This window comes from Variovorax sp. Soil_C_17 (assembly GCF_057657265.1).
This window is the reverse complement of record NZ_JBDGIT010000009.1, coordinates 52,247-65,189: the sequence shown is the minus strand read 5'-3', so window position 1 is coordinate 65,189 and position 12,943 is coordinate 52,247. Positions and strand designations below refer to the sequence as shown.

The window sequence follows — 12,943 nt, the reverse complement described above, 5'->3', positions numbered from 1 at the left end:
CTGGTAGTTCTACTGCATTGAGATGCCACCCTTCTGAATCACAGCTCGCCAGCGCTCAATCTCGCTTTCCGTCCACTGCCTGAATTCGTCCGGACCTGACGTCGCCACGGGTTCCATGCCGACGGCCGTGAGACGCTGGCGGACGCCCTCCTGCGCCATCACCCGTCCCAGCGCGGCCGCCACCTGTTCCACTCGCGCCCGCGGCGTGCCGGCCGGCGCGACCAGCCCGTGCCAATCACGCACGGTGGCCCCCGAGAGGCCGCTCTCAGCAAGTGTGGGCACGTCGGGATGGGCGGCCAAGCGCGCGGGCGCGGTGGTGGCGAGCGCGCGCACCTTGCCCGACGTCACCAGCGTCGCTGCCGCCGACGCGGTGGCGAACATCAGCTGCACATGGCCTCCCGCCAGCGCGGTCAGCCCCGCGACCGGACCATTGAAGGGGACATGCTGCATCCGCACACGGCCCTCCAGCGCAAACAGCTCGGCGGCGAGGTGGGCCGGCGTCCCATTGCCGCCGGATGCGTAGGCCAGCGTACCGGCTCGTGCCGTTGCTAACACGTCGGCGACAGAGTGCATGGGGCTGTCGGCGTGGACCACGAGCAAGTTGCTCACCGTGGTGAGCTGGCGCACCGCCGCAAGGTCGCGCGCTGGGTCGTATGGCAGCGTGCGCATCAGCGTCGGGGCCGCCGCCGACTGCAAGGCGAATGTGCCCAGCGTGTTGCCGTCGGGCCGGGCTCTTACCAAGTAGGCCAGGGCCACGGTACCCGCCCCGCCCGGGCGGTTCTCCACTACCACGGGCTGACCCAGCTCTGCGGCCAGCGGAGCGCTGAGGGTCCGCGCTACCAAGTCGCCGGGCGTGCCCGGTGGTCCGCCGACGACGAGCATGAGCGGGATCGACGCCGTCGGGTCGGCCGGGGACTGCCCGTGCGCACCCGCGACCGCTGCGAGGCCGAGCAGGACGGCGAAGCATGCCTTCATCAGCATTTTTCAATCTCCTTGTCAGCGGTACACGAGGATCGCGAGTGTGACCAGCAAGCACATGGCCGCGTTGCAGCCGTTGACCACGACGGGCTTGCTGAGGCGCTGCCCGTTCTCCTCGAACAGCCAAGCGGCCATGGTGGCGTTGGCGCCCAGCCAGGTAATCCAAGTGAACAGTGAATGCTGGCTGGATCCGCCTTGCAGGTGGATGGCCCAAAGCGTGGGTAGGTAGCCGAGGATGCGCGCGGACGAGAACAGGGCGAAAGCCCAGCCCGGCAGCGTCAGGTAGGGCCGCCGCGGCGGCGCGGCGGGCCGGGAATGTGGGGGCGAGGCGTTCATGGGGCTTTCCAGCGGTGTTCGGGGGTGTGCGCAGTACACCACCGGGCCGCGAGACGCGTAAGATGAAGCGCACTTCTGCGTGATAGCCCAAGGGAATCACCATGCATATGGCCCAGCTGCGTGCCTTCACCACCATCGTTGATGCGGGGAGCATCCGCGCCGGCGCCCGGCAGCTTGGCATGTCCCAGCCTGCAGTGACCAAGGGCCTGCAGGCGCTGGAGCAGGAACTCGACGCCGTGCTGGTGCAACGCAGCAGCAAGGGCATAGTGCTCACGCCGGCCGGCAAGGCCTTCCTGGCCCGGGCACGCGCCATCCAGGGCGAGATGCGCCAGGCGAAGGAGGAGCTGGCCGACTTGGCGGGCAGAAACGTCCAGACCGTTCGGGTCGGCGTTGCTTCCGTAATGGGCTCATGGCTGATCCCGCCCGCGCTGGCGCGCTTCCGTGCTGACTACCCGGACACGGTGGTGCGCGTGGTCGAGGGCACGCAGGAAACCTTGCTGCCGCTACTGCGCGAAGGGGCGCTGGACTTCGCGATCTGCCTGCGGCTGGAGCCGGAGTCCACGCGCGGCTTCAATGCCCGACCGCTGGCGCGATTCAGGCTCACCGTGGTGGGCAGGAAAGGGCATCCGCTGCGCCATGCGCGCACGCTAGAGGCCTTGAGCGGGGCGCAGTGGCTGATGATCCGGCCGCGCGGCTCCGGCGGCGTGCTGGAGGAGTCCTTCAAGGCAGCGGGCATGGCGCTGCCTGCGTCGGCCACCGAATGCGACTCGCACGGGATTCGGGTGGCGATGCTGGCCGGCAGCGACGTGCTGGGCCTGCTGGGCAAGCCGATGCTGTCCGAGCCCGCGGTTGCTGCGCTGCTGCAGGAGATCCCTCTGGACAAGCCCTTCCCGCTCCTCACCTGCAGCCTGTACACGCGGGCGGAATCGCGGCTCAACATCGCCGCGCGCGCTCTGACATCCGCGATCAGCTCGCAAAGTCGCTTAGTCTTGCGGGCGGCGGGATAGCGGTCGCTCCTGCGTGCGGACCCAGATACGAACCGCTCAGCGGGCTCCATTCATTCTTCACCAATTTTCGTGCGACAGATTTTTGATCGAGCTTGCCCGCTGCCGGTCCGACCTGTTCAATGCATCTTCGAACTCACGTCTTTCAAGGTAACGAACAATAGTTCTGGCGAGACTATGCCGGCGTGGCTGTCATGACTGGAACGTTTATCCAGAAGCGCCGCGTCTCGACGCTCACATGTCGTGCATCGAATGCTTTACCTCGCGCGAATACGGCCCAGAGGATTCGCGCATTCTTGTTGGCCAGCGCGGCCACCGCGCTTTGCCAGCCAGACCTCGGATACGCCCATTTCGGAGTGATCGGGTGACAAAGCCGTTTGTCAGGCGACCCGCGCGGCCTGCGCCCATCGCGCGCGCCCCGCCGCTGCGTCGCCATACGCAAGAGCTGCCCGCAGATCTTCAACGACTGCCAGCCCGACTTCGGTCAGCCCCGCCCCGCGTCGATCACGCGTGAAAAGCTTGGCGCCAATCTCTTGTTCCAAGCGATGAGCGTCTGTGTTGTGCCAGTTGCCCCAGCCCGAGTTCCTCCGCTGCACGGGTCAGGCTTTTCAGTCTGCCGCCGCGGGCAATGTCTTGTCCGGATCGCTGCGCGGGCTGCACAGGTAGGGTCTTCGGGCCGTTCTATCGCATTCTCGTCTCGCTGCTCGGCAGCATGGTTGCCGTTCTGTCGATCACCGGCGCATGGATCTGCGCCTCCACCTCGCTGGCCGACTTCGCCTCGCGCCGTCCACGCCTCCTCGTGCTGACCGGCGCCGGCTGCAGCACCGACTCGGACATTCCCGACTACCGCGACGTCAACGGCGATTGGGAAGCGGCCGGCGCCGGTCACCCTCCAAGCCTTCACCGGCGACGAGCTCACGCGACGCCGCTACTGGGCACGCAGCCTCGTCGGCTGGCCGACCATGGCGACAGCCCGGCCTGGGGCCTCGCACCGCGCGCTGGCCCGGCTCGAGGCCTCGGGCCGCGTGGGACTGCTGCTCACGCAAAACGGTCGACGGCCTGCACGACGCCGCCGGCAGCCGCCAGACCATCGACCTGCACGGGCGCATCGACACCGTGCGCTGCCTTGGCTGCGAGACGCGCACGCCGCGTGCCGAAATGCAGCAGTCGCTGCTTGCGCGCAACCCCGCGTGGGCCGCACTGGAAGCCCGCGCCGCGCCGGACGGCGATGCTGACGTCGATGACCAGGTGTCACCTTCGGTCTAGGGTTGTCCAACACCTGCCCTCAGGCCGTTGACGGGATCGGAGCTGTCGTCCTGCACGGACAGGTGTCGGACAACCCTAGACCAAAGCAGTCTTCCGAGTTTCTCCGAAGCGGTCGTTGACTTCGCCGAAGCGACTGCCCGGCGAGACTCTTTCGATGATTCCAATATTCTCGGGGTGCAATGGACGGTGCCTCAATTGCCTTTGCGCGTATCGGACTTCACGGCTGGCCTAGACCTTAAATCCGTGCGGAAGGTCAGAAGCTTGCGTTGGAAGGCAGCCACCGCGGCTGTAATGGTGCCTTCCATGTCGAGGGCGTCGAGACGCGCTTCATGAGATCGGAAGGTAGGCCATGAATGCCTTGTTACTCGTGCGGCGTGCAAAGTCGCGTCCCGCCATGACCCGCCCAACATGGAATAGCGCCTGGCCCAACACGGGGTGAAGCCCGATCTGTTCGCCCGATTCGGCAACCAGCCTATCTCGTCTGCTCGCTTCCGTGCCAGAGGTCGCAGGGGTTACCTTTTTGGCCGAGGTGCTGGAGCCAGCATTCTTCTCGGAGGGGTCATGACAACACAGCCGAAAGCCGCCAATGATTCGGTGCGCAAGCGCCGTGCCAATCGGCGCCGACCGAGATCGCCACAGTGACGGCGGGCAACAGCGGTCTGCAATACGACAGCGAAGACGTTATCTACGCCTATGTGTGGAAGACGCAAGAGGACTGGTCGGGCACCTGCCGGCAGCTCAATGTGCGCTTGACCGACGGAAGCAATCACACCGCGCTGTTTCAGTTCAGGTAGGTGGAACGCCATGGTCGTTGTGTGAAGGCAGTTCATGCCTATCAATTAGCTCTATGGCGCGGAGCGATGAGGCAGAAGCGGCCGGTGGGGGCGAGAAGGTCCGTTTGCCCGGAGACCCTCAGAGAACCTGATGATGAGTGAAACATACCTACTTTGTCGTGCACCTCGATCGCGCAACTACCGAAGGTGCTATCTACATCGATAGACGCGGACGGCCACCAGCGCAACTAAACTGATCGCAAGTCCTTGCATTCGATCTAGAGGACACATCGGATCGTTACCTGCTGCCATCTTTGCAGGCGCCGGCGTTTGCCTGCCGACAATCCTCGGCGGTGCCAAGCCGTGGCGCTTGCGGGAGTCGACCCATGCTCAGGCTGTTCCTCTCGCTCTTCATCCTGCTCGGCGTTTACGCCATCGGCTCGGCCCAGCCCAAGGCGACATCGCCTGCGACCGACCGGGGCGGTGCCAGGGACAGCGCCCTGCTGAAGCGCTACCAGGGCTCTTTCATCGTGGGGTACGAGCGCAAGAGCTTTGCCGAGTTCACGCTTCCCTTGTCGAAGCTCGAACTCGTCGGAGGAAGGCGGAATGCGGCAAACAACCGCCTGCACGAGCCCACGAACAAAAAGGTCTTGGAAGGCGGGTACACGCGGCTCGTTTACCTGATCCCGCCCAACCGCTCGCCGCTGGAGGTCTTGCGCAACTACCGCGACGAGATCCAAGCCAAGGGCGGACAGATTCTCTTTGAATGCACGGGAGCCGAATGCGGGGGCGATCCATCGCGTGGCATTTCCGGCGGCGGTGGGAACATGAGCTTGAGCATGTATTTGTACCCCAAGGCTCGGCTGACCGATGCCCATGGGTCGACCGGCTATTGCGCAGTGGCCGAGAAGATTGCCGATCAGCGTTATGTGGCCGCGGAGATACCCGATCGCGCCGCGCATGTCTCCGTCCTCGCCTACACGCTGGTTTCACCCGATCGCACTGACTCGTGTCATGGCCTCAACGAGCGCACCGTTGCGGTGGTCGACATCGTCGAAGCCAAAGAGCGAGAGCAGAGGATGGTCACAGTCCAGGCTGCTGAAATGGGCGCCGCCATCGAGGTCACGGGGCGAATCGCGCTCTACGGCATCTATTTCGATTTCAACAAGGCCGACGTCAAGCCTGAGTCCGACCCTACCCTGGAGCAGATTGCCAAGCTGATGAGCGACAACCCGGCGTTGAAGCTGCTCGTCGTGGGCCACACCGACAACGTGGGCGGATTCGCGTTCAACAAGGACTTGTCGCAACGGCGTGCGGCGGCAGTGGTCGCGGCGCTGGTGAAGAAAGGCGTACGAATTGACCGCCTGACACCTCATGGCGTAGCCTTTGCGAGCCCAGTGGCTTCCAACAAGTCCGAGGAGGGACGCGCAAAGAACCGGCGGGTTGAACTGGTGGAGATCTGAGTACGATGGAGAACGCATGGCGATCACCTCGGCAACTCGCGCACGCGCCTGCAAGCACCCTTCAACCATGTCTCAAACTCATGTGTGTTACAGGTGAGATCGGCGCCGAATGTCCGGTCCTGGTCCGCTGGCGGTCGGCCTACTCATCGCGGTCCTGCTTGCCGGTGCTGCCAAGGTGCAGTGTCGGACGCCCTGGTGGCAAAGGAGCCTGGCTTCATGTCAGCCACCTCCGCCACGCTCTCGTCTCGTTCTAACAGTTCCTTGAGGCCCACCACCATAGCATCGGCCTCGCCGACTTCGACGCCGGGCAAGAACTGCCAGTCACCGTCAGCATCTCGATGAGCTTCAAGTATCGGCCTCGTCCCTGCCATGATCTCGCGCACGGTAATGCATGCGGTATTCGAAGCGCTCTCAAAGCGACAGTTCTGCATCTTTTTTCTCAGGTGGACGGAATTCCTTGCGAGCTTGTGAGCGTCCGATCATGCCCTAACACAGATTTGTTCACCTTTGCATTGCATGTCGCTCATGCATGCTCCGCTTTCAGCAGCGGCACCTTGCACGAACGCAATCAGGAGGGCGGCGACGCAGTGCTCGTAGCTGGACATTTTGGCTCCTTCGAATCTGGGCAGGCATTTGCCAGAGCATTGGCCGATCGGAAGCGGGATATCGACAATGAGCTGCTACCGATGCATAGCATCACGCACATGAAGGTGGCGCTAATTAAGGTACGGCGCCAACCCTCTATAGGGTAAGAAGCGAAGGCGCAGGCCATGGCGAGAATCCCCAGGGCAAGAGATCCGCCTGCGAGTATTTCTCCTTCTTGGCGCAGCTGAAGAAAGCGCCCAATTAAGAATTCGCCTTTTTCGCGTATTTGGATGAGTTCGTCGATTAAAGTGTTCCGCTGGAGCCAGCCCAAGCGTACAAAGATGGCTTCGGCAGCCGCGTTGGTTAGTAGCCCTACAACATAAGCCAGTGATGCGATGGGCAACGCCACAACGATCGCCCAAGCCGTGGATCTAGAAACGACCTCTATTGCAAGAAAAAGATTGGTTGCGAAGACGCCCGCAAGCAACAGAAGACTGGTGAGGGCGAGGCCACCCACCGCAATCGCGCCGGAAAAGCCTTGGATGCCCTGCCAGGGTATTTGCATTGTGGAATACCTTACAAATCTGCCACATGGATGCCCTCCACATGCTGGTATCGGACGGGAGCTCTCCGTTGCATATGGGGCGTCTGAGATGTACCGGGCGTTTCGAAGAGCCACATGATTGCCAAGAGAGATCAACACTTAATGATTGCATCAAGCGACTCGGCGTTACTCCCAAACGCCCGGTAAGGGCGGCTTTTCTCCCGATTCCGAATGGCGGCTGCTGGCCCGACTGTAGCCGGACAGGCTGCCGGCGCAAAGGCCTCCATGCCGCCTATGGTGTTCGCAAGCTCAATCGGAGCAATCGAATGAAGGGGACTTCCCCGTCCCGAGCTTGCCGCTGCTTGATGCGGGGTGATCGTACTTTCAGTGCGCAATGACACGGTGATGGCGGGGAAATCCTTTGAAAAACAATAACTTTCAGAACCCGGCCGTGCGCAGAAAGTCCGCACTCGCAAGTCCTTGTCATATAGTGACTTTTCGACCCAAAGCGCACCGATCTACAAGATTGGCACGACTACCCAGAGCGGGGCTTCAGCCGAGGTGCTCGGACAGCCGCAGGGCCAGCGCAGTCAGCGTGCGCACCGGGTTGGCCGCGGTGCTTGGCGGCAAAACGGACATATCGCAGACGTAGAGCCTGTGCGTGCCCACGACGATCAGGTTCTCGTCGACCTGCGCATCTACATGGGTCACCTGCGGCAGAAGCTGGAAGCCGATCGGGCGCAGCCGCGGCACTTGCTGACAGAAATCGCTGTGGGCTATCGTCTCACGCCGTGATTGTGTTCGCCATTGGGCGGCCCCACGCCGCCTCTAAGGAAGCGCTGAAGTTTCTGGCGGACATGGAGCGCGTCGTGCCGTGGGCGCGCTTGATTGCCGTGGTCGGGGTGATCGTACTTTGGTGTGGAATGACACGGTGATGGCGGAAAACTTCTTTGAAATCAATTACTTTCAGAACCCGGCCGTGCGCAGAAAGTCCGCACTCGCACGTCCTTGTCGCACGACGACTGATGGCCCAAGGCGCACCGATCTACAGGATCAGTACGACTACCCCTGGTTCCATTACGCCGGAAGGTGACAGCCGAGGCCGTATACAAGGACTTCGAGGCCGTGTCGGTAGCGGTCAAGCTCGCCCAGCGCTTGCTCGTCCCGTCAGGCTCAACAGGCGTGTGTGCCTAGGTGCTGGCAAGCGGATTGACGAGTGGTCTGTCCACTGCCGCAACGCTTTTATGCTCGGGCCGTCGCCAGATTGGTGCTGAGCTCGAAGACGAGACACTTCTCTGTGTTCGCTCGCAGCACCGGCGCGCTATCGGTCACGATCGTCTCCAGGATGCGATGACGCTCGGCGTCATTCATCGACTTGCCGGCGGCGCTCATCCCGACGAGAGCCATTGAGTTCATCCGCACGAACGACGCGCCGTCATCGAAGCGCATGGTGCACGACAGCTTGCGTGACCGTACATCCCGAAATCCTGCGTCGCGCAGCAGCGCTTCGAGAGCGCTCACATCGCCATAGCCGTAGCGCTGATCAGTGATCGGACCCAGATTGGCCTCCGCAACGCGGCGGAGCTCGCGAAAGAACGGAATCTCTTCGTCGGAGCGCCAGACCGATACCGCCAGCTTGCCGCCCCGCACCAGCGCGCGCCGCATCTGAGCCACCGCTGCAGCTTTGTTCGGAAAGAACTGCAGGCCCTGCTGGCAAATCACTACATCGAACTGCTCCCCATCACGCAGTGGAAGGGCGTCCGCGCTGCCTTGGCGCCAATCGATGCTTGGTGCGGCGGAGCGCGCCACCTCCAGCATGGCAGGGCTGATATCGATGCCGACGATGTATGCAGCGTCGCCTAGCCGCTGCTGCGCCAAGCGCGCCACGATACCGGTGCCGCACGCGATGTCGAGCACTCGGTCGCTAGCGGACACGCCCAGTTCTGCCACGGTGAGTTCAGCCCATGGTCGGAACAGCGGGCCGACGAGCCACCGCTCGTACATCTGCGGGAAAATTGCCTTCTCCATGGCATAGGTGGGAAGGATCATCGTGGCCTCCACCGTGTCGATCCGATCCATGTCCTTGAAGATTACTGCGCACCGCAGAGATGTCAATGCGCCGGCCAAGATGGATTCTTTCGTTGGTGCCGGGCAGGCGCTCGCAACCTCGGATCTAGCCGCTATCCCATCCCACCGTGATCGGAGCCGCAGGCTCCGGCAAGGCTTCGATCTCCGCTGGCCTCCGCTCTCGCAGAAAAGGTTCCGGCCCGAGCTGCGGCTCGAGTCCGTCCGCGGTGGCATGAATGTGCCGGCGGGTGGTCTTGATGCGATCCTTGTTCGATCGGCAGCATCTCCTGCAGCAGCGCTCTGACTGATGCGAAGGCGGCTTGTGCCGCCCGCTTGAACTCAAGGTACGTTTGCACCGTCAGTCCACTGTGGCGTGCGCACTGTGAAGAATTCGCAGGATGTGAACGCAATCCTTTTCGACCCGATGGGCACTATGTACGGCGTGCGGCGAAGGACCCGTTCGCGTGTCCCTTGAACGCGCCCTGGACGCCCATCCTCTGGACATCACTTGCTTGGCGATGCGCTCGACCACGGCAAGCGCTGCGCGCGGATCATCCTGTTCGATGAAGTCGAGAATCCGCGCTCGGTCATCCATCGCCAGTGGCATGGGCAATTCGGACGACGGAACGTCATCGACCTCTCCCGTGTTCTCTAGGATGCTCGCCTCAACGGTCAGTACCAGGCCATCGAACGTCAAGGTAAGAAGCGCCCGCCCGCTCGACAATGAACGCATCGTGCTGCAGAGCGCCAGCGTGGTCGGATTGACCCCGAGGTCCCCAGTGCCGGCCGATTGCGGTGCCCGAGTGGGAGTAGGCGTCGAGGATGTCAGCCTGCGGGGCTTGCGTCGGCACGGGCGATCGGCGTGATCTGGGCGAACATGCTGCGTGAGTTCCAGGTCGGAAAAGCTCTGACGAGCGGCATGGGACCGTGGAGTCGGATTCGGCCCTCGCGGGTGGCTTGGGCCCAGGTGAGCTGGCCGGCATGCCATTTGACAAAGGCTTCGGCTTCCGCTGTGATATAGAGGTCTTCGTCACGGCCTGGGCACGTCTTGCAGATCTCGGTGTCTTTGAGCTCGATGAGGAGCCAATAGCGCTCAGGGCGCGGACGACCGGTGAAGTCGAAGCGGATGACGATGCGTCGATCCGGGAGCCGGTCCCGGCGCAGCGCCCGACACATCGACCACAGGGCCACATACGGGTCGAGGTGCTCGGGGGCGATATCGAGCCAGCGCGCTCCCCACTCGCCGAGCGACTGGCAAACCGCGAAGAGCTCGTCGCCCGCGGACGTGAGCTTGTAGCGGTGCCCGCGCCCGTGGGGCTTGGGTGCCGATTCGACGATGCCGCGGCGTTCAAGCTGCCCGAGTCGCTCTGTGAGCAGGGTACGTGGCAAACCGGGCGCGCCCTGCAGGATCTCACTGAAGCTTCCGCAACCAAGGTGGAGGTTCCGGATGATCAGCGGCGTCCATCGCTCGGCAAAGATCTCGGCGCCACGGGCGATGGGACAGTATTGGCCGTACGTCCTCATGACCAAAGTGTCGCGCGCCCGCCTTAGGTTGTGAAGTCCAGATTCTTGACTTTACGGCCGCGGCCCCCAGTGGTCCGATGGAGTCCTCGAAAGTGGAGGACACCATGACGACACCCACGACCGCGGAACTATGCCACAGGAGCAAGCAGCCAATCCTTGTCGAGATCGACGGGTTTCGAGGCCGGCTGATCAGTGCTGACCACACCGAATACGACAGCGCGCGTGCGGTGTGGAACGGCGCCATCGATCGGCGCCCGCGTCTGATTGCCCGATGCATCGGGACCGCAGACGTGGTCGCGGCCGTGCGTTTCGCCCGCGACCACGATCTGGAGATCGCCATACGGGGCGGAGGCCATAACGTGGCGGGCACCGCCGTTTGCGATGACGGCATTGTCATCGACCTCTCCGCCATGCGGGCCGTGCGGGTCGATCCGGCCCACCGCTGGGCCTGGGTGCAGGGCGGTGCGCTGTGGGGCGACGTCGACCGCGAGACTCAAATGCACGGTCTGGCTACTACAGGGGGAATCGTGAGCCACACCGGCGTCGCCGGGCTCGCCCTTGGGGGTGGCGTCGGATGGCTGATGCGCAAGTACGGATTGACGGCGGACAGCCTTCTGGCCGCCGACGTCGTCACCGCCGATGGCGTGCTGCTGCACGCGTCCGAGGACGAGCACCCCGACCTGTTCTGGGCGTTGCGCGGGGGCGGCGGCAATTTCGGCGTAGTCGTATCGTTCGAATTCCGCCTCCAGGGCGTCGGCCCCACCGTCCTGGCCGGGCCCATCCTGTGGGATGCGAGCGATGCCAGGGAGGTCCTGCGCTTCTACCGCGACTTTGTTCGCGATGCTCCCGACGAGCTCGGTACGGTGGTGAGGTTCGGCACCGCTCCACCGCTACCGGCCATCCCCGCGGATCTACACTGGCGGCCGGTGATGATGGTCGGGAGCTGCTACGCAGGGCCGATCAAGGACGGGGAGCGGGTGCTCGGGGCGCTGCGCGTGTGCGGTTCTCCTCTGCTCGACCTTGTCGGCCCTACACCCTACGTAGCATTCCAGGGCGCGCTCGACTCGATCGTCGTCCATGGCTGGAACTACTATTGGAAGTCAACTCACCTTCCCGCACTCGGCGACGAGCTCGTTGACGTGATCGTCCAGCACGCGTTCGCCTGCGCGTCGCCACGATCGTACGTGGCAATGTTCCATCTGGGAGGCGCGGTGAGCCGGGTGCCCGAGGGCGGCACAGCATTCGGGAACCGGCAGGCTGCGCACGCGATCACACTTGATGCGGTGTGGCGACCCGGCGAGAACTTCGCCGCGCCGGACTCCGTTTGGGTGAGGGAGTTCTTCGCCTCGCTCGGCCCGTTCCGACAAGGCGTCTACGTCAACTTCCTCGGCGGCGATGAAGACCCCGGCCGGGTGCGCGAGGCGTACGGCGCCCGCGTCTACGACCAGCTGATGGACGTGAAGACGAAGTACGACCCCGACAACGTCTTCCACCATAACCAGAACATCCGCCCACGCTTGAGTCATGCCTGAGTATTTGCAATCGCGCGAAATCCGCCGCCGGGTCTGTCATATGTTGACATGGATGCGCGCGGCATGCCGACCATTGTTCCTCGGCGAACAAGGACGCCACGGTCTACCCCATCAATGGCAAGCGGCGTGATAGAGGCATCCGCCGGATGGGATGCCCACGCGCAAAGTCGCGCCCCGGGGATCCATCGAGGAACCGTTGCGACGTGGGCACCCTGCAGGCTGTCATTACCCACCGCTACGACGTACTGGCCACGTTCGCCAGGTCCTTGCGCCCGGCTGCCGTGGAAGAGCTCCTCAGGTTGCGGGGCACCGCGATCACGGGCTTGACGAAATCCAGGGCATTGGACCCGGTCAGGTACTTGCTGCAAAGGGATGCGAGGGAATTGCCGGAGAAGGAAAGCTCCGTCTTGCAGCAGGCTTTGCACTCCAGCACGGTACTGAGCACCATCTACGCGATACGACAGGATCTCACCGCCCTGTGGAGCCGATCTGCCGCCTCCAAGGAGCAGCTGGTGAAACAGCTGAAAGACTGGTGCGGGCGCGCTGAGGAAAGCGGCATTGGTGCACTGCGTGTGTTTTCTCGAACGCAGCGCTGTTACGACTCACTGGCAGGAGAGATGAATGACCCTGGGAACAATTCTGCTGATCATCGTGATCCTGCTGCTCATCGGCACGATTCCAAGCTGGCCCCACAGTCGGGGATGGGGCTATGGTCCGAGTGGGGGCATCGGGCTGGTGCTGCTGGTCGTGGTCGTCCTGTTGCTGCTGGGCAAGATATAGCCGCGGCTGATCGGCAAGTGGCTGATGGCCGGCGTCATGGAAGACGGGAAGATGCAGGAGGTGCGTGAGGGGTGGCGAGCGCGCAGGCGCT

The 12,943-nt window shown here is 63.4% G+C and carries 12 protein-coding genes and 4 pseudogenes; 9 read left to right on the top strand and 7 right to left on the bottom strand.

Annotated features, from left to right (window positions below):
• Window positions 1–9: 9 nt before the first annotated feature.
• Window positions 10–981, bottom strand: coding sequence for a Bug family tripartite tricarboxylate transporter substrate binding protein (locus tag AC3A6Y_RS28805; protein WP_487871646.1), 972 nt, complete (start codon window positions 979–981; stop codon window positions 10–12).
• A gap of 15 nt (window positions 982–996) precedes the next feature.
• On the bottom strand, window positions 997–1,314 hold the full coding sequence (locus tag AC3A6Y_RS28800) for a hypothetical protein (protein WP_487871645.1): 318 nt from the start codon (window positions 1,312–1,314) through the stop codon (window positions 997–999).
• A gap of 101 nt (window positions 1,315–1,415) precedes the next feature.
• On the opposite strand from AC3A6Y_RS28800, the gene AC3A6Y_RS28795 reads away from it, so the two are divergent.
• Window positions 1,416–2,321: a LysR substrate-binding domain-containing protein gene (locus AC3A6Y_RS28795; RefSeq protein ID WP_487871644.1), complete on the top strand. Its 906-nt coding sequence runs from the start codon at window positions 1,416–1,418 to the stop codon at window positions 2,319–2,321.
• Window positions 2,322–2,493: 172 nt separating this feature from the next.
• Here AC3A6Y_RS28795 and AC3A6Y_RS28790 read toward each other — a convergent pair.
• Window positions 2,494–2,655: pseudogene (locus tag AC3A6Y_RS28790) on the bottom strand (IS110 family transposase); the annotation flags it as partial.
• A 375-nt stretch (window positions 2,656–3,030) separates the two neighbouring features.
• Here AC3A6Y_RS28790 and AC3A6Y_RS28785 point away from each other — a divergent pair.
• From AC3A6Y_RS28785 to AC3A6Y_RS28775, 3 genes and pseudogenes are all read left to right on the top strand, one after another.
• Window positions 3,031–3,560, top strand: a pseudogene (locus AC3A6Y_RS28785) (Sir2 family NAD-dependent protein deacetylase); the annotation flags it as partial.
• Window positions 3,561–4,213: 653 nt separating this feature from the next.
• Entirely contained in the window at window positions 4,214–4,378 is a 165-nt protein-coding gene (locus AC3A6Y_RS28780) for a PxKF domain-containing protein (RefSeq protein ID WP_487871723.1), read from the top strand.
• Window positions 4,379–4,743: 365 nt separating this feature from the next.
• Window positions 4,744–5,820 carry an OmpA family protein gene (locus tag AC3A6Y_RS28775; RefSeq protein ID WP_487871643.1) on the top strand — a complete coding sequence of 359 codons (1,077 nt, stop codon included), beginning with the start codon at window positions 4,744–4,746 and terminating at the stop codon, window positions 5,818–5,820.
• 568 nt (window positions 5,821–6,388) lie between these two features.
• Here AC3A6Y_RS28775 and AC3A6Y_RS28770 read toward each other — a convergent pair.
• Together AC3A6Y_RS28770 and AC3A6Y_RS28765 are read right to left on the bottom strand one after the other, a co-directional pair.
• Window positions 6,389–6,970, bottom strand: coding sequence for a hypothetical protein (locus AC3A6Y_RS28770; RefSeq protein ID WP_487871642.1), 582 nt, complete (start codon window positions 6,968–6,970; stop codon window positions 6,389–6,391).
• 531 nt (window positions 6,971–7,501) lie between these two features.
• Window positions 7,502–7,588, bottom strand: coding sequence for a hypothetical protein (locus tag AC3A6Y_RS28765; RefSeq protein WP_487871722.1), 87 nt, complete (start codon window positions 7,586–7,588; stop codon window positions 7,502–7,504).
• A gap of 51 nt (window positions 7,589–7,639) precedes the next feature.
• Between AC3A6Y_RS28765 and AC3A6Y_RS28760 the strand changes: the two are divergent.
• Window positions 7,640–7,744: pseudogene (locus AC3A6Y_RS28760) on the top strand (two-component system response regulator KdpE); the annotation flags it as partial.
• A 447-nt stretch (window positions 7,745–8,191) separates the two neighbouring features.
• Here AC3A6Y_RS28760 and AC3A6Y_RS28755 read toward each other — a convergent pair.
• A complete protein-coding gene (locus AC3A6Y_RS28755; RefSeq protein ID WP_487871641.1) occupies window positions 8,192–9,028 on the bottom strand; it encodes a class I SAM-dependent methyltransferase in 837 nt (278 codons plus the stop codon).
• Window positions 9,029–9,524: 496 nt separating this feature from the next.
• On the opposite strand from AC3A6Y_RS28755, the gene AC3A6Y_RS28750 reads away from it, so the two are divergent.
• On the top strand, window positions 9,525–9,671 hold the full coding sequence (locus AC3A6Y_RS28750) for a hypothetical protein (RefSeq protein ID WP_487871640.1): 147 nt from the start codon (window positions 9,525–9,527) through the stop codon (window positions 9,669–9,671).
• Window positions 9,672–9,841: 170 nt separating this feature from the next.
• Here AC3A6Y_RS28750 and AC3A6Y_RS28745 read toward each other — a convergent pair whose 3' ends face one another.
• Window positions 9,842–10,540 (bottom strand): winged helix-turn-helix transcriptional regulator, encoded by a 699-nt coding sequence (locus tag AC3A6Y_RS28745; protein ID WP_487871639.1) that lies wholly within the window; start codon window positions 10,538–10,540, stop codon window positions 9,842–9,844.
• Window positions 10,541–10,644: 104 nt separating this feature from the next.
• On the opposite strand from AC3A6Y_RS28745, the gene AC3A6Y_RS28740 reads away from it, so the two are divergent.
• The 3 genes and pseudogenes from AC3A6Y_RS28740 to AC3A6Y_RS28730 all read left to right on the top strand — a co-directional run bounded on the left by AC3A6Y_RS28740 (window position 10,645) and on the right by AC3A6Y_RS28730 (window position 12,852).
• Entirely contained in the window at window positions 10,645–12,072 is a 1,428-nt protein-coding gene (locus tag AC3A6Y_RS28740) for an FAD-binding oxidoreductase (protein WP_487871638.1), read from the top strand.
• Between the two features lie 146 nt (window positions 12,073–12,218).
• Window positions 12,219–12,611 (top strand): annotated as a pseudogene (locus AC3A6Y_RS28735) (DesA/ISL3 alpha bundle tail domain-containing protein); the annotation flags it as partial.
• 82 nt (window positions 12,612–12,693) lie between these two features.
• Window positions 12,694–12,852 carry a DUF3309 family protein gene (locus AC3A6Y_RS28730; protein ID WP_487871637.1) on the top strand — a complete coding sequence of 53 codons (159 nt, stop codon included), beginning with the start codon at window positions 12,694–12,696 and terminating at the stop codon, window positions 12,850–12,852.
• The last annotated feature ends 91 nt before the right edge of the window (window positions 12,853–12,943 follow it).